The 21,175-nt window shown below is 65.1% G+C and carries 17 protein-coding genes; 6 read left to right on the forward strand and 11 right to left on the reverse strand.

The window, feature by feature from the left end:
- From QAT43_RS07040 to alr, 9 genes are all read right to left on the reverse strand, one after another.
- The coding region (locus tag QAT43_RS07040; protein WP_305042343.1) for a cytochrome c3 family protein at window positions 1–689 on the reverse strand (689 nt) is incomplete at its 3' end.
- A 19-nt stretch (window positions 690–708) separates the two neighbouring features.
- Window positions 709–1,800, reverse strand: coding sequence for a 6-bladed beta-propeller (locus QAT43_RS07045; RefSeq protein ID WP_305042344.1), 1,092 nt, complete (start codon window positions 1,798–1,800; stop codon window positions 709–711).
- Between the two features lie 67 nt (window positions 1,801–1,867).
- Window positions 1,868–3,484, reverse strand: a complete 1,617-nt coding sequence (locus QAT43_RS07050) for a cytochrome c3 family protein (protein ID WP_305042345.1) — start codon at window positions 3,482–3,484, stop codon at window positions 1,868–1,870.
- A 222-nt stretch (window positions 3,485–3,706) separates the two neighbouring features.
- Complete coding sequence (locus QAT43_RS07055) at window positions 3,707–4,030, reverse strand: cytochrome c3 family protein (protein ID WP_305042346.1); 324 nt, start codon at window positions 4,028–4,030, stop codon at window positions 3,707–3,709.
- Between the two features lie 90 nt (window positions 4,031–4,120).
- Complete coding sequence (gene purE, locus QAT43_RS07060; protein ID WP_305042347.1) at window positions 4,121–4,642, reverse strand: 5-(carboxyamino)imidazole ribonucleotide mutase; 522 nt, start codon at window positions 4,640–4,642, stop codon at window positions 4,121–4,123.
- Between the two features lie 114 nt (window positions 4,643–4,756).
- Window positions 4,757–6,034 carry a phosphoribosylamine--glycine ligase gene (gene purD / locus QAT43_RS07065; RefSeq protein WP_305042348.1) on the reverse strand — a complete coding sequence of 426 codons (1,278 nt, stop codon included), beginning with the start codon at window positions 6,032–6,034 and terminating at the stop codon, window positions 4,757–4,759.
- 129 nt (window positions 6,035–6,163) lie between these two features.
- Window positions 6,164–7,729: a bifunctional phosphoribosylaminoimidazolecarboxamide formyltransferase/IMP cyclohydrolase gene (gene purH, locus QAT43_RS07070; RefSeq protein WP_305042349.1), complete on the reverse strand. Its 1,566-nt coding sequence runs from the start codon at window positions 7,727–7,729 to the stop codon at window positions 6,164–6,166.
- A gap of 67 nt (window positions 7,730–7,796) precedes the next feature.
- Window positions 7,797–9,029, reverse strand: coding sequence for an ASKHA domain-containing protein (locus QAT43_RS07075; protein WP_305042350.1), 1,233 nt, complete (start codon window positions 9,027–9,029; stop codon window positions 7,797–7,799).
- Window positions 9,030–9,139: 110 nt separating this feature from the next.
- The gene (alr, locus tag QAT43_RS07080) at window positions 9,140–10,261 is read right to left on the reverse strand and encodes an alanine racemase (protein ID WP_305042351.1); all 1,122 of its coding nucleotides are present in this window, start codon (window positions 10,259–10,261) and stop codon (window positions 9,140–9,142) included.
- Window positions 10,262–10,436: 175 nt separating this feature from the next.
- On the opposite strand from alr, the gene QAT43_RS07085 reads away from it, so the two are divergent.
- The 6 genes from QAT43_RS07085 to QAT43_RS07110 all read left to right on the forward strand — a co-directional run bounded on the left by QAT43_RS07085 (window position 10,437) and on the right by QAT43_RS07110 (window position 19,402).
- On the forward strand, window positions 10,437–10,625 hold the full coding sequence (locus QAT43_RS07085) for a CooT family nickel-binding protein (protein ID WP_305042352.1): 189 nt from the start codon (window positions 10,437–10,439) through the stop codon (window positions 10,623–10,625).
- Window positions 10,626–10,742: 117 nt separating this feature from the next.
- On the forward strand, window positions 10,743–12,155 hold the full coding sequence (thiD, locus tag QAT43_RS07090) for a bifunctional hydroxymethylpyrimidine kinase/phosphomethylpyrimidine kinase (RefSeq protein WP_305042353.1): 1,413 nt from the start codon (window positions 10,743–10,745) through the stop codon (window positions 12,153–12,155).
- A gap of 220 nt (window positions 12,156–12,375) precedes the next feature.
- Window positions 12,376–13,683 (forward strand): phosphomethylpyrimidine synthase ThiC, encoded by a 1,308-nt coding sequence (gene thiC, locus QAT43_RS07095; RefSeq protein ID WP_305042354.1) that lies wholly within the window; start codon window positions 12,376–12,378, stop codon window positions 13,681–13,683.
- 139 nt (window positions 13,684–13,822) lie between these two features.
- Entirely contained in the window at window positions 13,823–14,920 is a 1,098-nt protein-coding gene (locus QAT43_RS07100) for an efflux RND transporter periplasmic adaptor subunit (RefSeq protein ID WP_305042355.1), read from the forward strand.
- Window positions 14,917–18,084 (forward strand): efflux RND transporter permease subunit, encoded by a 3,168-nt coding sequence (locus QAT43_RS07105; protein ID WP_305042356.1) that lies wholly within the window; start codon window positions 14,917–14,919, stop codon window positions 18,082–18,084. Before QAT43_RS07100 ends, QAT43_RS07105 begins: the two co-directional genes overlap by 4 nt.
- 76 nt (window positions 18,085–18,160) lie before the next feature.
- The gene (locus QAT43_RS07110) at window positions 18,161–19,402 is read left to right on the forward strand and encodes a ChaN family lipoprotein (RefSeq protein WP_305042357.1); all 1,242 of its coding nucleotides are present in this window, start codon (window positions 18,161–18,163) and stop codon (window positions 19,400–19,402) included.
- Window positions 19,403–19,450: 48 nt separating this feature from the next.
- On the opposite strand, the gene QAT43_RS07115 is transcribed toward QAT43_RS07110, so the two are convergent.
- Together QAT43_RS07115 and QAT43_RS07120 are read right to left on the reverse strand one after the other, a co-directional pair.
- Window positions 19,451–19,765: a DUF3024 domain-containing protein gene (locus QAT43_RS07115; RefSeq protein ID WP_305042358.1), complete on the reverse strand. Its 315-nt coding sequence runs from the start codon at window positions 19,763–19,765 to the stop codon at window positions 19,451–19,453.
- Between the two features lie 339 nt (window positions 19,766–20,104).
- On the reverse strand, window positions 20,105–21,085 hold the full coding sequence (locus QAT43_RS07120; protein ID WP_305042359.1) for a class II fructose-bisphosphate aldolase: 981 nt from the start codon (window positions 21,083–21,085) through the stop codon (window positions 20,105–20,107).
- Between the last annotated feature and the right edge of the window lie 90 nt (window positions 21,086–21,175).

The following is a 21,175-nucleotide window of genomic DNA, read 5'->3' on the forward strand; positions in this document are numbered from 1 at the left end:
CCGTGGGCGTATTTGCGGTTCTTGAATTCCTCGGTCTTGTCCGTGTGGCAGCCGTTGCACAGTTCGGCCTCGCTGGCGCTCAGGCGATAGCGGTTGGGCTGGCTGTCGCTCTCATGGCAGGTCACGCAGTCCCACACGCCCGCCGGGCCGTGCACGTATTTACGCTCGAGCATGCCCTTGTGGCAGTCGCCGCAGGGGTTGGTCGCCGCCGTGTCGCCGCGCAGCTGCGCGGGGGTCGGATTCATGTGGTGACAGGGCGCGCACAGGGCCTCGCCTTGGGCGGTGTGCATGACGAAGGCCTCGAAATCCTTGGGCGGATAGGTGTTGAGGCTGGGCAGGTAAACGATGCTCGCCGCCTCGCGAGCGACGCGGCGCTCTTCCTTGAAGGCGGCGACGACGATCTGGTTGCGCCCGGGATTCCAGGAGGGAATCAGGATGATGATGTCGCCGAAGGCGTTGCGGTAGACCTCGTCGCTGATGTCGATGAGATCGCTCTCGGTACCGTTGAGGCTCACGGTGACGCCGGTGATGGCCGGATCGTCGGTCTTGAGAATCAGATAGTTGGACTTGGTGACGTAGGTCTTGTCCGCCGGATAGACGATGCGCAGCGCCGCCGCCGGCCCGGCGACCAGCAGTAGGCCCAGGATCAGGGCCGCGGCGAACATGCTGTGAGCGAATCGTCCGTGCATGGGAAAAACCTGCTTCCTTCTAGCGTGTCGGCACCGCCGCCTCGCCGCTCTTGATGGGATGGGCGGCGAGCCAGGCGTCGTTGAGATACTGGAAACGGTGCACCATGCGGTTGAGTCCGTCGACCACGTAGATGCCGTCCTGATCGTCGGCGTCGATGCCGCCGGGCAGCAGGAAGCCGCCGGGAGCAACACCGCCCGAGGCCGAATGCTTGCCGCCGATGGTCAGCAGGTGGCGGCCCTCGAGATCAAAAATCACGAAGCGGTGCGCCCGGGCATCGGTCACGTAGACATGCCCGGAGGCATCGACGGCCAGCGCCTTGGGGATCTGGAAGGAGCCCAGGGCCGTGCCGCGCTCGCCGAACTGACGCAGGAACTTGCCCGCGGCATCGAATACCTGCACCCGCGCGTTGAGGGAATCGAGCACATAGAGGTTGCCCGCCGGGTCGAGATCCACATCCAGAGGGTAATTGAAGCTGCCGGGGCGGCTGCCGCGCTCCCCGAAGCGCTGCACCAGCGCGCCTGCGGCATCAAGGACGACGATGCGATGCTGCTGGGGCTCGGCGACCCACAGGCGGCTGCCGTCGGGCGCCACGGCGAGTCCGGCGGGGTTTTCCAGCTGCCCGCCGCCGAGACTGCGCAGAAAACGGCCGTCGGCGCCGAAGACGTGAATCTGATGCTGCTGGATGTCGCTGACATAAACTTGCCCCGCGCCGTCAATACCCAGACCATGGGGCAGGCGAAAATCGAAGGGGCTGCCCTTTTCATCGCCGAGAAAACCCGTGGTGAAGGTCTCTAGATCGAGCACGTGCACGCGGCGCGTACCGGCATCGGAGACGTAGAAACGCCCGCGCCCGTCGGAGGCCACGTCCACCGGCCGGTCGAAGAGCGGCTGGGGCCGTTCCTTGCCGAGAATCGCGTCGCGCACCCGGTTGGGCGCGCCGCGCCGCGCATCCTCGGCCTTCTCGTAAAAATCGACATATTCGATGCGCGGATTGGCCGTCCCCGGCGGCCAGAAAAACCGCTGCCGCTCGGGCTGCGCCGGCGCGCAGGCCCCCAAGGCCCCCGCCACCAACCCCACCAGCATCATTTGCCGAATGACCCGTTTCATCATCCACTACCCTTAAGTGTGTCCGTCCCTGCCCGTCCGTACCTGTCGGTGCCCGTCCGTGAGCCCCGGTCTAATACCGCACCGGCTTCACCCGATCGTAGGTCTTGGGCTTGTGACAGCCCACGAAGCAGGTCGCGCCCGTATCGTGTTGCTCGAAGCGGATGGGAATCTCCCAGGCGCCGAAGCCGGGAATGCGGCTCTTGATGAGTTTGGGCTGATCGGCGCCGTGGACCCCGTGGCAGCTCTTGCACACCCGGCTTTTCACCGGGCGATTGACGTGCAAATAGTGCAGATTGGCATCGCCGTTGCGAAATCCCGTCAGGTCGGCGGTGCGGTCGTAGATGAAGGCCTGCCGATCATGACAGGCAAAGCACAGATCGTAGTTGCCCAACTCGAATTCGGTGTAGAACTCCTCGGGATAATAGCCCTTGAGCAGCGGCGCGTAGGGCGAGCCGTGGGGATTGTGGCAGATCCAGCATTCCCCGGCTTCGACGGGGCCGTGCTGAAAGGCGGCCTGGGCCACGGTTTGCGCCATGTCGGCATGGCACTCGTAGCAGACCTGGGCGCCGGGCGTGGGAAACAGGCGATGATTGCCGGTCCCGTGCGGGTCGTGACAGGCCGCGCAGCCGGCGTCGGGAATCGCCGCGTGGTGCGATTGGGCCTCCGCCGCCTGGCGCCCCACGGCTTCGTGACAGGAGACGCAGAGCGCATCGCCCTGGGCGGGCAGCATGGCGGCGGTCGCCCCGCCGTGGGGGTCGTGGCATTGCACGCAGCCCTGGGTGACGATGGGATGCACGTTCTTCATGGCGCGCAGGGATTCCTTGTCGCCGTGACAGGAATAGCACAGCTCATTGCCCGGGGCGGGCAGCAGAAAGGGCGCGTTGGAGCCGTGGGCATCGTGGCAGCCGCCGCAATCACCCTCGCGCACTGGGGTGTGCTGCACGGCGGCGGTTTGCTTGCTCTCGTGACACTCGGCGCACAGCTGGGCGCCGCGCGCCGGCAGCAGGCCCTTTTCCTTGCCGCCGTGGGCGCCGTGGCAGGCGGTGCAGTCACCGTCCTTCACAGGGCCGTGGAGATGCTTGCGGTCGCGGGTCTTGCCGCTGTGGCAGCGGCTGCACAACTCGGTCATGGGAGCGATGAGCACCGCCTCGCCGTACCCGGCGTGGGGACGATGGCAGAGGGTGCAGCTGCCGGCCTTGACCGGACGGTGCGCCACGGGGAATTCATCGGCGGGATTGGCGTGGCAATCCCGACAGAGCTGCGATCCCGAAGCCGACAACATGCCGGGAAAGGCGCCGCCGTGGGGATCGTGACAACCCGTGCACCCCAGGGCCAGGGCCGAGTGAGCCTTTTCCCTCCCGGCGCGCGGGTCGGCATGGCACATCAGGCACAGGGCGTCGCCCTCGGCGACGAGTTTCATCTCCGCCCCCCCCTGCGGATGCCGGCCCTTGCCCTGCTGGTGGCAGGGCAGGCATTCGCCCGCCCCCACCGGACCATGCAAATGCCGCGCTTTGCCCAGGTCGCCATGGCATTCGGCGGTCAGACAACCGGGGTCGGAGGCTTCCACCGCCGCCGCGGCCAGCAGGAACAGCGCGGCGCCCCCCAGCAAGAGTCGCCGGGAAAGCCGCGCACCGCGCCGGTCGCGGGAACCGACGCCAGAAGCAAGGGACCGAAGAGCAGGAATCATTAATAGTCTTTCCTGTGCATCCATGAATTAACATGCAACAATCCATCAACCACACATACAAAATACATGCCGTGGCGGAAAGAAAGGATTCGAGGCCGTTACTCCAGCGCTGAGGGGTGAGAAGGCGGCAAGGGAGGTGTCAAAAAACAGGGGGCAGGAACAAAAAACCGACGCACGGCGGGACCGGCGTCGGTTTGATGAAGAAGAGATGGGGGGGTGAGCCTAGCGGATATGGCAATCCGAGCAGTTGGTGCTCAGGTTTTGTTCCTGATGGCAGCCCTTGCACTGCATGTGAAAGGCGTCGGTCTTCTTGCGGGCATCAGGCCGCGCTCCGTGACAGGAACTGCACTTGTCGTAGGTTTCCATGTGATGACAGGTATTACAATCAGGAACCCAGCGAGCGTGGTCGACATGGCTGAAGTTCACGTCACCCAGGCGGGCGGGAAACACCACCGCATCGGGAATCTCCAGGTTCGGCTCCTCGGAAAAAACCGGAACCGCCACCAGCGCGGCTAAAACGATAAGCACGGGCGCAAGCATTTTCATGGGCACAACCTCTCGCCGGAAATCACTGTTGCCGTAGACATTAAAGCGCACAAACTATTTTGTCAAGGGAAAGCGCGCATCAGGCCGCCCTCAGCAGAACCCGTCCTCGGCAAGGCGCTTTTGCAGGGCGTCGGATTTGGCGACGACGCCGGCGGCCATTTTTTCCTTGAACTCGGCAAGCCGCGCGGCCATGGCCGGGTCCGCGGCACCGAGGATCTGAGCGGCAAAAATACCGGCGTTGCGCGCGCCGGGCTTACCGATGGCCATGGTCGCCACGGGAATGCCGGCGGGCATCTGCACCATGGCGAGCAGGGCATCGAGACCCTGCAGGGCGCTTGAATCGATGGGCACCGCCACCACCGGCAAGGTGGTTTCGGCGGCCACCACGCCGGCCAGATGGGCGGCGGCACCGGCGCCGGCGATGAGCACCCTCAACCCACGCTCGCGGGCGCTGCGCACATAGGCGGCGGTGCGCTCGGGCGTGCGATGGGCGCTGGACACGACCATCTCGAAACCGATGCCCAGTTCCTTGAGGGCCTTGCCCGCCTCGACCATCACCTCGTAATCATTGTCGCTGCCCATCAGAATTCCAACCAGCGGCTGAGTGCTCATAACTTAACTCTCCGTCGTAAAAATGGCCTCACCGCAGAGCGCGCGGAGGTCGCAGAGAAAAATTTCCTCAGTGATTTCCCTCGGCGTACCCTGCGGCCTCAGCGGTGAAAATTCTTATACGTTCCGATTCAAAGCCTTCCGGCCGATGTCGCGGCGGTACCGGGCGCCTTGCCAGGAAATCCGCTCCACGCCTTGGTAAGCCTTGGCGATGGCCTCCGCCACCGTGGCGCCCAGGCCGGTGACGCCGAGCACCCGGCCGCCGGTGTTGACGATCTGGCCGTCCCGGGCGGCGGTGCCGGCGTGAAAGACGAAGAGATCCTCGATCTTCGCCGCCTCGTCCAGCCCCGAGATGGCAAACCCCTTCTCGTAGGGACCGGGATAGCCGCCCGAGGCCATGACCACGCAAACCGCCGCCTTGTCGTGCCATTCGAGCTCGGTCTGGCGCATTTCGCCGCGCGCGCAGCCGAGCAGCACAGGCACGATGTCGGACTTGAGGCGCATGATCAGAGGTTGCGCCTCGGGATCGCCGAAGCGAGCGTTGTACTCCACTACCCGCGCCTTGCCCTGGGCGATCATCAACCCCACGTAGAGAATTCCGGCGTAGGGACAGCCTTCGCGCGCCATGCCGACGATGGTGGGACGCACGATGGTTTCAAGAATCTTGCGGTGGATCTCGGCGGTGACCACCGGCGCCGGGGAATAGGCGCCCATGCCGCCGGTGTTCGGCCCCCGGTCACCGTCGAAGATGCGCTTGTGATCCTGGGCCGATGCCAGGGGCAGGATGTTGGTGCCGTCGGTGAAGACGAAAAAGGAAGCCTCCTCGCCGTCCATGAACTCCTCGACGACCACCTCGGCACCGGCGGCGCCGAACGCCCCGTCGACCATGATGGCGTCCACCGCCGCCACCGCCTCGTCGATGCCGGTCGCCACCACCACGCCCTTGCCGGCGGCCAGACCGTCGGCCTTGACGACGATGGGCGCGCCTTGGGCGCGGATGTAGGCCACCGCCTCGTCACGATCGGAAAAGCGCCGGTAGGCCGCCGTGGGAATGCCGTATTTGGCCATGAGATCCTTGGAGAAGCCCTTGCTCCCTTCCAGACGCGCCGCCGCCTGGGTCGGGCCGAAGATGGTCAGTCCCGCCGCGCGGAAACGATCGACGATGCCCAGGGTCAGGGGCGCCTCGGGACCCACCACGGTGAGGTCGATGTCCTGCTCCACGGCAAAGGTCAACAGGCCCTCGAGATCGTCGGCGGCAATGTCCACGCACTCGGCAAGCTGGGCGATGCCGGGATTGCCCGGCGCGCACCAGACCCGCGCCACCAGGGGCGATTGGGCGATTTTCCAGACCAGGGCGTGTTCGCGCCCCCCTCCACCGACCACCAGAATCTTCATCTCTCACCTCTTCTTTGTCTTTATTAAATACATCGTAGGGGCGCAACCTGCTGCACCCTGGTTGCCATGCCGTTGTAGGGGCGAGGCGCTGCCTCGCCCAGGGCGCAGCATGCTGCGCCCCTACATCCATCAATGCCGGAAATGGCGCATGGCGGTGAACACCATGGCCATGCCGTGCTCGTCGGCGGCGGCGATGACTTCCTCGTCACGGATCGAGCCGCCGGGCTGGATGACCGCGGCGATGCCGTTGGCGGCCGCGTTGTCGATGCCGTCGCGGAAGGGGAAGAAGGCATCCGAGGCCATCACCGAGCCCTTGACCTCAAGCCCGGCATGCTCGGCCTTGATGGCGGCGATGCGCGCCGAGTTTACGCGGCTCATCTGGCCAGCGCCGACGCCGATGGTCATGCCGGCCTTGCCGTAGACGATGGCGTTGGACTTGACGAACTTGGCGACCCGCCAGGTGAAGAGCAGATCCTCCATCTCCTGGTCGGTGGGCCGGCGCTTGGTCACGACCTTGATTTCATCGAGCAGATCGAGATCCGTATCCTGCACCAGCAGGCCGCCGTTGACCCGCTTGAGATCGAGCCGGGACGGGGACTTCTCGGGCCAGAAGCCGCATTGGAGCAGGCGCACGTTTTTCTTGGCCGCCACCACCTGCGAGGCTTCCGCGGTCACTTTCGGCGCGATGATCACCTCGACGAACTGCTGATCGACAATCGCTTTCGCGGTGGCCGCGTCGAGCTCGCGGTTGAAGGCGATGATGCCGCCGAAGGCCGATTCGGGATCCGTTGAAAAGGCCCGGCCGTAGGCATCGAGAAGGTTTTTGCCCAGGGCGACGCCGCAGGGGTTGGCGTGCTTGACGATGACGCAGGCCGGCCCCTCGCTGAACTGCTTGACGCATTCGAGGGCGGCATCGGTATCGGCGATATTGTTGTAGGAGAGTTCCTTGCCCTGAAGCTGACGGGCCGTGGCGATGGACGCCTCGCGGATGTCGCGCTCGACGTAGAAGGCGGCCTTCTGGTGGGGATTCTCCCCGTAGCGCATGTCCTGCGCCTTGTGAAACTGAAAGGTCAGGGTCGGCGGAAATTCGGCGGACTCGGCGCCGAGCTTCTTGCCCAGCCAGTTGGAGATGGCGCCGTCGTAGGCGGCGGTGTGCTGATACACCTTCACGGCCAGGCTGAAATTGGTGTCGCGGGACACCGCGCCCTGCGCGGCCTTCATCTCGGCCAACACCGGGGCGTAATCGGCGGGATCGACGATAACCGTCACGTCGCGGTTGTTCTTGGCGGCGCTGCGCAGCATGGTCGGCCCGCCGATGTCGATGTTCTCGATGGCGTCTTCCAGGGTGCAGCCCTGCTTGGCGACGGTGGCCTCGAAGGGATAGAGATTGACCACCACCATGTCGATGGGTTCGATGCCGTGCTTGGCCATGGTGGCGACGTGCTCGGGGTTGTCGCGCAGGCCGAGCAGCCCGCCATGCACCTTGGGATGCAGGGTTTTGACGCGGCCGTCGAGCATCTCGGGAAACCCGGTGAACTCGGAGACGTCCTTGACCGGGAGGCCGCTGTCGCGCAGCAGCTTGGCGGTGCCGCCGGTGGAGAGAATTTCCACCCCGAACCCCGCGAGTTCGCGGGCAAACTCGACAATGCCGGTCTTGTCCGAAAGACTGATGAGCGCACGCTTGATGCTGGCCATGGAGGAATCCTTTCCCTAACGTTGGCGATGGGCCGAAAACAAAAAAAACCGACGGAAACGGCGGTTTTCAGAAGTTGAGCGCTGCGATAAAGGCCTTTTCAAAGGCGGGAGTGCCGGACAGGGGGTAGGGACGCAGGGCCGCGGCCAGTTGCGCCACCCGGGTTTCGGCCCCCGCCGTGGTCAGAAAACGGGTGACGCCGCGCAGGGCGCCATCGGTTTCAAAACGGATTTTTTCTATCATGGATTCCGGCAGCATGGCAACTTTTTTCAGGGTTTCGCGCCCCAGGGCGGCGCCGAATGCGCCCGTCACCACCACCTCGCCCAACTCCTCCGCCCTGACCCCGGCCCGCTCCAGCAGGCAGGCCGCGCCGGCATGCACCGCCCCCTTGGCCAACTGGAACGCACGGATCTCATCCTGGGTGAGGAACAGCTCGACGGCGGCATCGCGATAGAGCCGCAGGGCCCGCTGCCCGTTTTTCTCCGTCAGGTAGCGCGCCAGATTGGTGGTCACTTCCCCCGGAGCCCGCAAGGTTCCGGCCCGGTCCATGAGACCTCCGTCGAGCGCCGCCGCCACCGCCGTCACCAGCCCGCTGCCGCAGATGCCGCGCGGCGCGCTCGTCCCCACCAGGGTCAGTTGCAAGCGATCCCCCGCGACCCTGACCGCGTCCACGGCTCCGGGGCCGCGCATCATGCCGCAGGCGATCTCGCCGCCCTCGAAGGCCGGCCCCGCCGCCACCGAACTAACCAGCCGGCGGCCCGCGGCGTACAGCGCCAGTTCGGCGTTGGTGCCGATGTCGACATACAGGGTCGCGGCGGCAGGTTCGTCCTGGCCGAAGAGAAAAGCCACCAGATCACCGCCCACGTAGCCCGACACCAGGGGAAAAAGATAGATGGAACAGGGCAGATCCAGACCGAAGCGCGTTGCGGGGAACAACGCGCCGCCGCGAAAGTTGGGGCGATGGGGGGGAAACAGCAGACTATCGACGGTTTCGCCGGCAAGCAGATGAGCAATGCCCGGATTGGCGGCCAGGGCGGCCCCGCCCAGCCGCGCCGACTCAACCCCGGCCTGCCGCAGCAGGTCGACAGTCAGGGCTTGAACCCCCTGCGCCAGAAGCCCTTGCAGCTCCGCCCCGCGCCCACTCCGCGCCGCCTCCAGACGCCGGATGATGTCGGACGCCACCGCGCCCTGCGGGTTCGCTCGGCGCTCCTCGGCCAGCACCTCCCCGCCCCCGCCCAGCAGCCGTCCGACCAGGGTGGTGGTACCGAGATCAAGGGCAAGAAAAAAATTGTCCTTGGTCATTTGTCCTTGGTCCTTTGTTCAAAGGAAAAAAATCCAGGCGGCGCGGTTTCGGGCACGAAAGCCACAATGACTCACCGACCACAAAGGACCAAGGACAAATGACAAAGGCGTCAGCCTTTGACGATTCTCGGCACCCGCTTGCTCACCTGGCAGAAGACCTCGTAGGGAATGGTGCCGATTTTCTCCGCCCAGTCCTCGGCGCGAATCCATTGACCGTCGGCCTCGCCGAGCAGGGTGACTTCGTCGCCCACCTGCACGCCGGGCACATCGGTGACATCGACCATGGTCCAGTCCATGCACACCGTGCCGGCCACGGGCGCCCGGCAGCCGCGCACCAGCACTTCTCCGCGATTGGTCAAGCCCCGGTTGTAGCCGTCGGCGTAGCCGACCGGCAAGGTCGCCAGCAGCGTCGGGCGGGTAGCGATGAAGCGTCGTCCGTAGCTCACCCCGCTGCCCGCCGGCAGGGTTTTGAGCATGGCGATGGAGGTGCGCCAGTGCATGACCGGCCGCAGGTCGAGGCGCCCGGCGAATTGGGACGACGGTAGCGCGCCGTAGAGCACAATGCCTGGCCGCACCAGGTTGCATTCGGGAATGTCATGGGCAAAAAGCGCCGCGCTGTTGGCGATGTGCAGATAGCGCGGGGCGTGGCCGGCGGCGCGGATGCGCGCCACCGCCTGGCGAAAGCGCCCCAGTTGCTCCTCGGTGAAGGGATGCGGCAGTTCATCGGCCACCGATAGATGCGACATCACGCCATCGACGCGCAGGTTGGCGAGCTTGGTCAGTTCGGGCAGGACGAGATCCAGTTCGCCGTTGAAAAACCCCACCCGGCCCATGCCCGTGTCGACCTTGATGTGACAATCAAGGATCCGCCCGGCGGCACGGGCCGCCGCGTTGAGGCGGCGCGCGGTTTCCAGATCGAAGATGCAGGGAATCAGGTCGGGCTGAAAAAACCCAGCCTCCTGGCCCGGATAGATGCCGCCGAGGATCAGGATGGGCGCGCGGATTCCGGCGGCGCGCAAATCCTTGGCCTCTTCCAGCAGCGCCACGCCGAACAGGTCCGCGCCCTCGGCCTCCAGGACGCGGGCCACCTCGCGAGCACCGTGGCCGTAGGCATCGGCCTTGACGATGGCAAGAATCCGGCGGGCGTCGCCGGCTTGACGCCGCACCAGGCGAAAATTGTGGCGCAGGGCGGCAAGATCGATATCGACATGAGTTGGGCGGGAAACGGGCATGGCGAGAAAAATCCCCGGAGAAAAGGATTCTGGAAAGGCCCTTATTTATCACGCGGCCCGGGGCATGTAAAGAAGCGAGACCCGCGACACAGGGACATTTTTATCATGCAACGCTATTGACACCCCAGGGCAGATCCTTTAGCTTCCGAAATAAGGATTTAAAGGAGGGTTAACCATGTGTCTCGATCCCGGCGGCTTTCATCTGATTTTCGGCAAGGAAGAACGCGACCTGCACCATATCGCCTCGATTCTCCCCGGCAAGAACGGCCTGCGGCTCATCGACGCCTTCGGCAAGATTGAAGAGATCGCCGGCAGCATCGAGGAAATCGACCTGCTCAATCGTCGCATCGTCGTTGCCGCCTGAGGTCAGAGAGTTTTTTCCTCGAAGGCATTTCGCCCCCAGCCGATTCATTCGTCGCCGCAGCGGTTATCCAACCGATCGCGGCGATTTTCTTTGGACCGCGTCCCACGCGAGGCTCCCATGATCCATGGACTCTACCTGATCACCGACGCCGCCTCTCCCGATGCCGAAAAGCGCATTCAGGACGCTCTCAAGGGCGGGGCGCGCATCCTGCAGTATCGCGATAAATCACGCCCTTATGAGCAACGCCTGGAGGTCGCGACGCGCCTCGGCGCCCTGTGCCGCGCGGCCGACGCCCTGTTCATCGTGAACGATTCGGCGCAACTGGCCCGCGAGGCCGACGCCGACGGGGTGCATCTCGGCCAGCGCGACGGCGGCGTGGCCGAGGCACGTCGACTGCTGGGACCGGACAAACTCATCGGCGTGTCCACGCGCACCCTCGAGCAGGCCCTGCGCGCCCAGAGCGACGGGGCCGACTACATCGGCCTGGGCAGCATGTATCCCACCGCCAGCAAGGACGATGCGGTGGTGGTGGGGGTGGAAACCCTGCGTCACGTGCGCCAGGCGGTGCGGATTCCCATCGTCGCCATCGGCGGCATCGATCGCGAGCGCACCGCCGAACTGATCGCCGCCGGCGCCGATGCCGTGGCGGTGATCTCCGCCGTCGCCCAGGCCGCCGAGCCCTGGCTGGCGGCGCGCGAAATCGCCCTGCAATTTAATGCCCGCCAGCCCTTTCCCCGCGGCCGCGTGCTGACGGTCGCCGGTTCCGATTCCGGCGGCGGCGCCGGCATCCAGGCCGACCTCAAGACCATCAGCCTGCTCGGCGCCTACGGCACCAGCGTCATCACGGCCCTCACCGCGCAAAACACCCTGGGGGTCAGCGCCATCCACGCCGTGCCGGCGGAATTCGTCGGCGCGCAGTTGACGGCGGTGCTCGACGATATCGGCACCGATACCCTGAAAACCGGCATGCTGTTCAACGCCGAAATCGTGAAACTGGTCGGCGCCGCTATCCAGGAGCGGCGCTTGCCGGCGGTGGTCGATCCGGTGATGATCGCCAAGGGCGGCGCCTCCCTGCTGGAGCAGGAGGCCGTGCGGGCGCTACGTGAGCACCTGTTGCCGCGCACCTACCTGCTCACCCCCAATCTGCCCGAGGCCGAGGCCCTATGTGCCATGAAGGTGCGTGACCTCGCGGAGATGGAAAGCGCGGCGCGAAAGCTCCAGACGATGGGCGCGCGCAACGTGCTCATCAAGGGCGGCCACCTGGAGGGCGAGGCCGTGGACCTGCTGCTGGAGGGCGAGCGGCTGCACCGCTTCAGCACCCCGCGCATCGCCACCCGCAACACCCACGGCACCGGCTGCACCTTTTCCGCGGCCATCGCCACCTACCTCGCCCAAGGCCGCCCCCTGGTCCAGGCGGTCGCCGCCGCCAAGGCCTTCATTGCCGCCGCCATCGCCGCCGCGCGCCCCTTGGGCGCCGGCCAGGGACCGGTCAATCACCGGCAGGCGGCGCGGGAGATGGGCGACGCGTAAAACATTCATGAATCCGAAATTTTTTCCGTGCCGTTTTTCGACGCCCGGCCTATAATGTATACCCTTTTTAAAATTCAGGATCTTTTTGTACACGGATCAAATCTGATCAGGTCTGATGAAATCATGCCCCTGATTGATCCGCTTTGATCAGATGTGATCCGTGTCCGGGCAAAGAGCTTTTCAAGGTCTTGGCACCTTTTCAAATCTGCGAGGTTCACTCATGACGCAACTCGAAGCCGCCCGCCAGGGCATCGTCACCGATCTCATGCGCCAGGCCGCGGCCGCCGAAAACATCGACGCCGAGCTGCTGCGCGCGCGCATTGCCGAGGGCACGGCCATCATTTGTCATAACAACAAGCGCAAGAACGGCATCCCCCTGGCCGTGGGCAAGGGCCTGCGCACCAAGGTCAACGCCAACATCGGCACCAGCAAGGACGACACCAGCATCGACAAGGAACTGGAAAAGGCCCGTGTGGCCGTGCGCGCCGGGGCCGACGCCATCATGGATCTCTCCACCGGCGGACCGGTGGATGAAATCCGCGCCGCCATCATCGCCGAGACCGGCGTGTGCATCGGCAGCGTGCCCATCTACCAGGCGGCCGTCGATACGGTGCTGCGCCAGAAAAAGGCCATCGTCGACATGACCATCGACGACATCTTCAACGGCGTCATCAAGCACCTCGACGACGGGGTCGACTTCATCACCGTGCACTGCGGCGTGACCCGCGCCACGGTGGAGCGCATGAACCGCGAGGGACGCCTGATGGATGTGGTGTCGCGCGGCGGCTCCTTCACCGTCGAATGGATGGCCTACAACAACGCCGAAAATCCCCTGTATGAGCATTTCGACCGGCTGCTGGAGATCGTCAAACCCTACGACGCCACCCTGTCCCTGGGAGACGGCTTTCGCCCCGGTTGCCTGGCCGACGCCACCGACCGCGCCCAGATTCACGAGCTCATCGTCCTCGGCGAACTGACTCAGCGGGCCAACGCCGCCGGCGTGCAGGTGATGATCGAGGGGCCGGGCCATGTGCCCCTCAACCAGATCGAGGCCAACATCGCCCTGCAGAAGCGCCTCTGCCACGGCGCGCCCTTCTATGTGCTCGGCCCCCTGGTGACGGACATCGCGCCGGGCTACGACCACATCACCTGCGCCATCGGCGGCACCCTGGCGGCGGCCGCCGGCGCCGATTTTCTCTGCTACGTCACGCCCAGCGAGCACCTGCGCCTGCCCACCATCGAGGACGTGCACGAAGGAGTGATGGCGAGCCGCATCGCCGCCCATGCCGCCGACATCGTCAAGGGCGTTCCCGGCGCCATGGACAAGGACATCGCCATGGCGCGCTGCCGCAAGGCGCTTGACTGGGAAGGTCAGTTCCGCCTGGCCATCGACCCGGACAAGGCGCGGCGCCTGCGCGCCGAATCGGGCGTCGACGAGGAACACGGCGCCTGCACCATGTGCGGTGAATTCTGCGCCTACCAGGTGATGAGCGACGGCAGCCGCCGGCGCAAGACCGCCGCCGGCTGATGGACAAACCAAGCCTCGCCGCCCCCAGGGCCGCGAGGCTTTCTTGTGCCCGGAGCGGCGAGTCGTCTTGACAGCCCCTGCCTTTGGGAAATAATTGACAGGCTGGACCCTGGCTTTCGCCGAAAGGAAGTTCCTCCCCATGCCCTTCCTGGTTTTGCTTCTTCTGGCGCTTCTCCTCTCCAATCCGGTCGCCGCGCAGCCCAACGCCAACAGCGGCCCGCCCCCCGCCCTGGTGGTCACCGCGCGGGTGGAGCAGGGACAGCCGCGCCTGACCCTGCCCCTGGTCGGCACCGCCGAGCCACGTTACAGCGCCGCCGTGGCCGCCGAGGTCGAGGGGCTGGTGGCAAGCCTTGCCGCGCGTCGCGGCCAGAGGGTCGCCAAGGGCGAGGTGCTGGCGCAGCTGCGCACCCATCGTCATGAGCTGATGCTCGAGGAAGCCCGCTTTACCCTGGGCGAGGTCGAGGCGCGCATCGCCAAGGCGCAAAGCGACCTGCGTCGCGCCGATGATCTGCACCGACAAAAATTCATTTCCGAGGAAGAATTTCAGGGCCGCCAGACCGAACTCGACAGCCTGCGCCAAAGCGCCCAGCGCCATCGCGCGGCGGTGAGGATTCTCGAAGACCGCCTTGCGCGCATGACCATCCGCGCCCCCTTCGCCGGGGTGGTGGCCCGCGAGGCCAGCGAGGTGGGCCAATGGCTGCGCGAGGGCGACACGCTGGTGGAGATCGACGATCTCTCCGTCATTCACGTCATGGTGCCGGTGCCCGAGAACCAGTTGGGCCTTGTACGCCCCGGCGATGCAACCGAAGTCAGCTTCGACGCCCTTCCCGGGCGCGACTTCAGCGGACGGATCCGCGCCATCGTGCCGCGCGCCGATCTGGGCGCGCGTACCTTTCCGGTGCAGATCGAGGTCGCCAATCCCGCCGCTGAGATCCTGCCCGGCATGCTGGCGCGGGTGCGCTTTGCCCGCGAGTTCGAGGGAGCGGCCCTGCTGGTGCCCAAGGATGCCTTCATTCCTCGGCCCGACGGCGGCGGCCAGGTCGTGCGGGTGGTGGAGGATCAGGCACAAATCCTCGAAGTGCGCGTTCTGGGTGCCGCCGACTCAGCCTTTGTCGTCGAACCCCTGGACGGCGAACTGGCGGCCGGCGACGAGGTCGTGATCCGCGGCAACGAGCGGCTGCGCCCCGGACAGAACCTGCGCCGCGGCACCGCCCCGTCGGGGAATGGCGCGCCATGAGCCTGATCAACCTGTCCGTCCGGCGCCAGGTGGGCGTCACCGTCGGCGTGCTGCTGGTGGTGCTGTTCGGCCTGATTTCCCTGTTTCGCACCCCCATCCAGCTGACCCCGGAAGTCTCGCGCCCGGAGATCACCGTCACCACCCTCTGGCCGGGTGCCAGTCCCGAGGAGGTGGAAAAGGAAATCGTCCAGCGCCAGGAAGACGAGCTTAAAAGCGTCGAGGGCCTGGAGGAGATGAAATCCGAGTCGCGGGACAGCCAGGGCCGCGTCGTGCTGACCTTCGCCCCCGGCACGGACATGGACGCGGCGCTGCTCAAGGTCAGCAACCGCCTCAACCAGGTGCGCAACATCCCCCTCGATGCCGAGCGCCCGGTCATCTCCACGGTCAACACCGATGACCAGCCCATCGCCTGGTTCGTCCTCAAGCCGCGGCCCGACAATCCCAACCCGATTCATACCTACCAGATCTTTGCCGAGGACTACATCAAGGCGCGCTTCGAGCGGGTGCCGGGGGTGGCGCGCAGCAATCTGTTCGGCGGCCGGGAGCGCGAGCTGCAGGTGGTGGTGGACCCGGAACGGCTCGCGGCGGTGGGCCTCACCCTCAACGAATTCATCCGTGGTCTCGACGCGGAAAACGTCAACATCTCCGCCGGCAGCTTCGATGAGGGCAAGCGCCGCTACATCGTGCGCACCGTCGCCGAGCTGACCACGCCCGAGGAGGTCGGGCGCATCGCCCTGCGCACCGCCTCGGGCGAGCGCGTTTTCGTGCGGGATCTGGCCGAAACCCGCTTCGGCTACGAGCAACCCACGGTGTCCGTGCGCCAGGTGGGCGATCCGGCCATCGCCGTCAACGTGCAGCGCGAATCGGGCACCAACGTGCTTGAGGTCATGGCCGGACTCAGGGAAGCGCTGGAGGAACTCAATGCCGGCATCCTCGCCGAGGAGCGCCTCACCCTCACCCAGGTCTACGACGAGACCGAGTACATCGAATCGGCCATCAGCCTGGTGCTGAGCAATCTGTGGATCGGCGGAGCCCTCGCCGTACTGGTGCTGCTGCTGTTCCTGCGCTCCTTCGCGCCCACGCTGATCGTCGCCACGGCCATCCCCGTTTCGGTCATCGGCACCTTCATCGTCATGGTGCTCGCCGGACGCACCATCAACGTCATCTCCCTGGCGGGCCTGGCGTTCGCGGTGGGCATGGTGGTGGACAACGCCATCGTGGTTCTGGAAAACATCTATCGCCACCGGCAGATGGGCAAGGACGCGCCGCGAGCCGCCATCGAGGGCACGCGGGAGGTGTGGGGCGCGGTGCTCTCCTCGACCCTGACCACCATCGCCGTTTTCCTGCCGATTCTCTTCATCGTGCAGGAAACGGGGCAGTTGTTCCGCGACATCGCCATCGCCATCTGCGCGGCGGTGGCGCTTTCCCTGGTGGTCTCCGTGTCGGTGATTCCCTCGGGCGCCGCGCGCCTGCTCACCGACGGCGCGGTGGCACCCGCCGCCGCATCCGGCCGCAAGAGGCCTGGCCCGCGCGAACTGTTCGGCCTGGTAAGGCTGGCCGAGCGCTTCACCGATCATGTCGCGCGGGTGGTGTACCGGGTCAGTCGCAGCATTCCGGCCTGCGCCGCCGTGGTGGTGCTGTTCACCACGGCGTCCCTGGGCATCGCCTGGCTGCTGCTGCCCAAGCCCGAGTATCTGCCCACCGGCAACCGCAACCTGCTCATTGGCCTGCTGCTGCCGCCCCCGGGGTACAACGTCGCGGAATTCACCCGCATCGCCGAGGAACTCGAAGCCGATTTCGCCCCCTTGTGGCAGCCCGATTACGACGATCGCGGCCGCACTCCGGCCATGGGCCATTTTTTCTACGTCGCGGCGGGCCGCCAGATCTTCATGGGCACCCGCGCCCGCGATCCCCAACGGGTCCGCGAACTCATCCCCCCCCTCCAGCAGCGTCTCGCCCAGGTGCCCGGCATGATCGCCATTGTCGCCCAGACCTCCCTGTTCGAGCGCGGACTGAGCGGCGGCCGTACCATCGACGTGGAATTCAGCGGCGCCGACCTCACCCGGCTGGTGGAGATCGGCGGACGCGCCTTCGGCGCCATCCGCGAGGCGGTGCCCGGCGCCCAGATCCGTCCGGTGCCGAGCCTCGACCTGGGCAATCCCGAAATCCGCGTCATTCCCGACCGGGTGCGCCTCGCCGATCTCGGCCTGAGCGCCCGCGACCTGGGGATCGTCGTCGATGCCCTGCTCGACGGCCATCGCGCCAGCACCGTGAATGTCGACGGCAACGAACTCGATCTGACCGTGATGGGCGCCGAGGGCTTCGCCGGCCGCACCCAGGATCTCCCGAGCCTGTTGCTGCGGGCGCCCGGCGGACAGAAGGTGCCCTTGGGCGCGGTGGCCGAGGTGCGCCTGGTGGCCGGTCCCGAACAGATCAACCACTCGGAGCGCAGCCGCACCATCGCCCTGGAGGTGCGCCCCCCCGAGGAAATGCCCCTGGAGGAAGCCATGGAGCGCATTCAGGCCCAGGTCATCGACAGTTTTCGCGCCGAGGGCGTGTTCGGCGGCGACGTGCGCGTGCGCATGGCCGGCACCGCCGACAAGCTGCGCCTGACCTTCGACGTGCTCAAGTGGAATTTCGTGCTGGCGCTGGTCATCACCTATCTGCTCATGGCAGCGCTGTTCGAGAGCTTTTTCTATCCCCTGGTCATCATGTTTTCCGTGCCCCTGGCCATGGCGGGCGGCGTGGTCGGCCTGTGGCTAGTCAGCCATCTGCTCAGCTACCAGCCGCTGGATGTCCTGACCATGCTCGGCTTCATCATCCTGGTGGGCACGGTGGTCAACAACGCCATCCTCATCGTCCACCAAGCCCTCAATTTCATGCGCGATCAAGCCATGGAGGCGCGCGAGGCCCTGCGCGAATCGGTGCGCACCCGCGTGAGGCCGATCTTCATGTCCGTGGGCACCTCGGTGTGCGGCATGCTGCCCCTGGTGCTCTTTCCCGGCGCGGGCAGCGAACTCTACCGCGGCTTGGGCAGCGTGGTGGTCGGGGGGTTGGTGGTTTCGACTCTTTTTACCCTGCTACTGGTGCCGGCCCTGTTCAGCCTGCTGCTGAGCCTGCGCACCCTGCTCACCGGCCGCGCCGCCAAGGGCGCCGAGGGTTAAGCCAGGTGCGCAAGCCCCAAATTAACGACAACGATCCTCGACACGGCCGTGTCGACTTTCTCAAGGAGACTCCTTCATGCCTTTGCTTCGCTTCCTGGCTCTTGCCGTTATGGCAGGTTTTATGAGCGCCTGCGCGCCCGCCCTGCCCCCGGAAAAAACCGCTTTCGGCAACCCCGAGATGCCCTACGCGCCCCCGCGCCCACCCCAGGTCGGCGACATCCTGCATCTGCCCACCGGCTATTATGTTGGTGAAGAAGGGATGCTCGCCCAGGCCGCCGAGGCGCGCATCGTCTACATCGGCGAGACCCACGACAACCCCGCCGCTCACCGCGTCCAGCTGCGGGTCTTGCAGCACCTCGCCGCGCGCTATCCCGACGGCCTGGCCCTGGGCATGGAAATGTTCACCCCGGCCCAGCAGAACGCCCTGGATCGCTGGGTGGCCGGGGAACTCGACGAAAAGGATTTCCTGCGCGAGTCGGACTGGTACGGCACCTGGCGCATGGATTTCGCCTATTACCGCGACCTGCTGGTGCTGGCCCGCGAACAGCGCATTCCCGTCATCGGCCTCAACGCCGAGCGCAGCCTGGTGCGTCAAGTCAGCCAAAGTCCCCCGGCCGAACTGCCGGCCGAGGTGCAGGCCGTCTTGCCGGACATGGATCGCAGCGACCCCTACCACACCGCCATGACGCAAGCCATCTTCGCCGGGCACGATGCGGGTCAGAGCGGCATGGACGGCTTTCTGCGCGTCCAGACCCTGTGGGACGAAATCATGGCCGAAAACATCGCCCGCTACCTGCAAAGTCCCCAGGGGGAAAACCGGCGCATGGTGGTGCTGGCCGGCGGCAACCATGTGCGCCATGGTTACGGCATTCCCCGCCGCGTGTTCCGCCGCCTGCCCGTCTCCTACCTGATTGTCGGCAGCAAGGAAATCCTCATCCCGCCCGACAAGCAGGACCGGCTGATGGATGTGGACATGCCCCAGTTTCCCATGCTGCCTTACCACTTCCTGGTCTTCACGGAATACGAGAGTCTCGAAGCGCCCGAGGTCAAACTCGGCATCCTTCTCGAGGTGCGCGAAACCGGCGTCGGCGTCGCCGGAGTGATGCCCGGCTCCCCGGGTGAGCGCGCCGGACTGCAAAAAGACGATGTATTGCTGGAGATGGACGGAGAAAAACTTGGCGACAATTTCGACCTGATCTATCTGGTCAAGCAGAAGAAGCCCGGAGACGGCGCCAATTTGAAGATCCTGCGTAACGGCGAGCCACTGGACATCAGGGTCGAATTTTTCGTCATGGGGGAACCATCAAGGAACGAGTGATGCGGGACGCGGAAACCACTAGATTTCCGCGTCCCGCATTCCATCCTATTACAGAACCTTGTGGAACAGATTGGCGGCCTGATCGCCGTACATGACTTCAAGGGCCTGATGCAGCTTGTCGTAGGATGCATAGGCATGCCAACGGAAATGGCCGCTGATCCAGAAAAGGTCCCAGGCGTCGCGACTTTCGTCGAAGGTCAGCTTGCCCGTCGGATCGTCGATGACACAGGCCTCGGACAAGCTGAAATGATTGATGAAGACGACATAGCCGTCCGTCACGGTCGTCACATTGACGTCAAGATGTCGCTCGGTGAAGAATTTGGTGATGATGCGTCGAGTGAACTCGTTGGGATGCTTGGCCATACTCGTGACTCCTCGGGTGCCGCGGGGAGGTGCGGCGGAAGTTCCCCTCCCTGGTCGTTGCCAGACATCATCCTGAAATTGCCTGCGCTAAATAATGAATACAAACAAATCATTCACCACTCTTTTCGGCTTTCCCGCGCCGGGGGTTTAGCGATTTCTTCCTTTTAGTTCATAGTTTAGCACTTAATGCGGACGGCGCGGCCCATTTATGACTTTTTTGGTAAGATTTCGTTTTAAATAAAAAAGGGAAGCGGATTTCCCCAGGAAATCGGTTCCCTTTTTCACTTTCGATAAAACAGGGGTTCACACCGACGAACCCTGTTTGACGGAACCTGTGCTTCAGGCCTTGCCGGCGCTGCCGAGCACGGCCTCGTTCTTGTGCTTGATGAGCTTGACCAGTTCCTTGCGGGCCACGCCGAGATACTTGCGCGGGTCGAACTCGCCGGGGTTCTTGGCGAGGAATTCACGCACCCGAGCCGTGACCGCCAGACGCCCGTCGGAGTCGATGTTGATCTTGCACACCGCGCTGGCCGCGGCGCGGCGCAACTGCGTCTCGGACACACCCACCGCCCCTTCCATCTTGCCGCCGTAGGCGTTGATCAGTTCGACATATTCGGGCACGACGCTCGACGCCCCGTGCAACACGATGGGAAAACCGGGAATGCGCCGCTCGATCTCCTCAAGAATATCAAAGCGCAGGGGCGGCGGCTCCTCGCCTTCCTTGACCTTGAACTTGAAGGCCCCATGGCTGGTGCCGATGGAGATGGCCAGGGAATCGACGCCGGTCTTGCTGACGAAATCCTCGACTTCCTCGGGTTTGGTGTAGGTGGAGTGCTCGGCCTGCACCTCGTCCTCGATGCCGGCCAGCACGCCCAGCTCTCCCTCGACGGTGACGTCATGGGCATGGGCGTATTCAACCACCTTGCGCGTCAGGGCCACATTGTCCTCGTAGGAATGATGGGACCCATCGATCATCACCGAGGAAAAGCCCGTATCGACGCAGGACTTGCACAACTCGAAGGTATCGCCGTGATCGAGGTGCAGGGCGATGGGGATGTTGGAGCCCATCTCGCGCACCATGGCCACCGCGCCCATGGCCATGTAGCGCAGCATGGTCTGGTTGGCGTATTCGCGCGCCCCCTTGCTCACCTGCACGATGACCGGCGAGGAGGTTTCGGCGCAGGCCACCATGATCGCCTGCAACTGCTCCAGATTGTTGAAATTGTAGGCGGGAATAGCGTAGCCGCCGTTGACCGCTTTTTTAAACATATCCCGGGTGTTGACCAGGCCGAGTTCCTTGTAGCTGACGTTCTGGCTCATTGAAGAGATCCTCCTTCAGACAGGCAGATTTGGGATGGCATCGCGTTGACCGCAGTGCCCATTTTACATGCCTCGGGCCAGAGAGCAAGC

It is taken from the genome of Geoalkalibacter sp., assembly GCF_030604225.1.
Taxonomy (GTDB): Bacteria; Desulfobacterota; Desulfuromonadia; order Desulfuromonadales; family Geoalkalibacteraceae; genus Geoalkalibacter.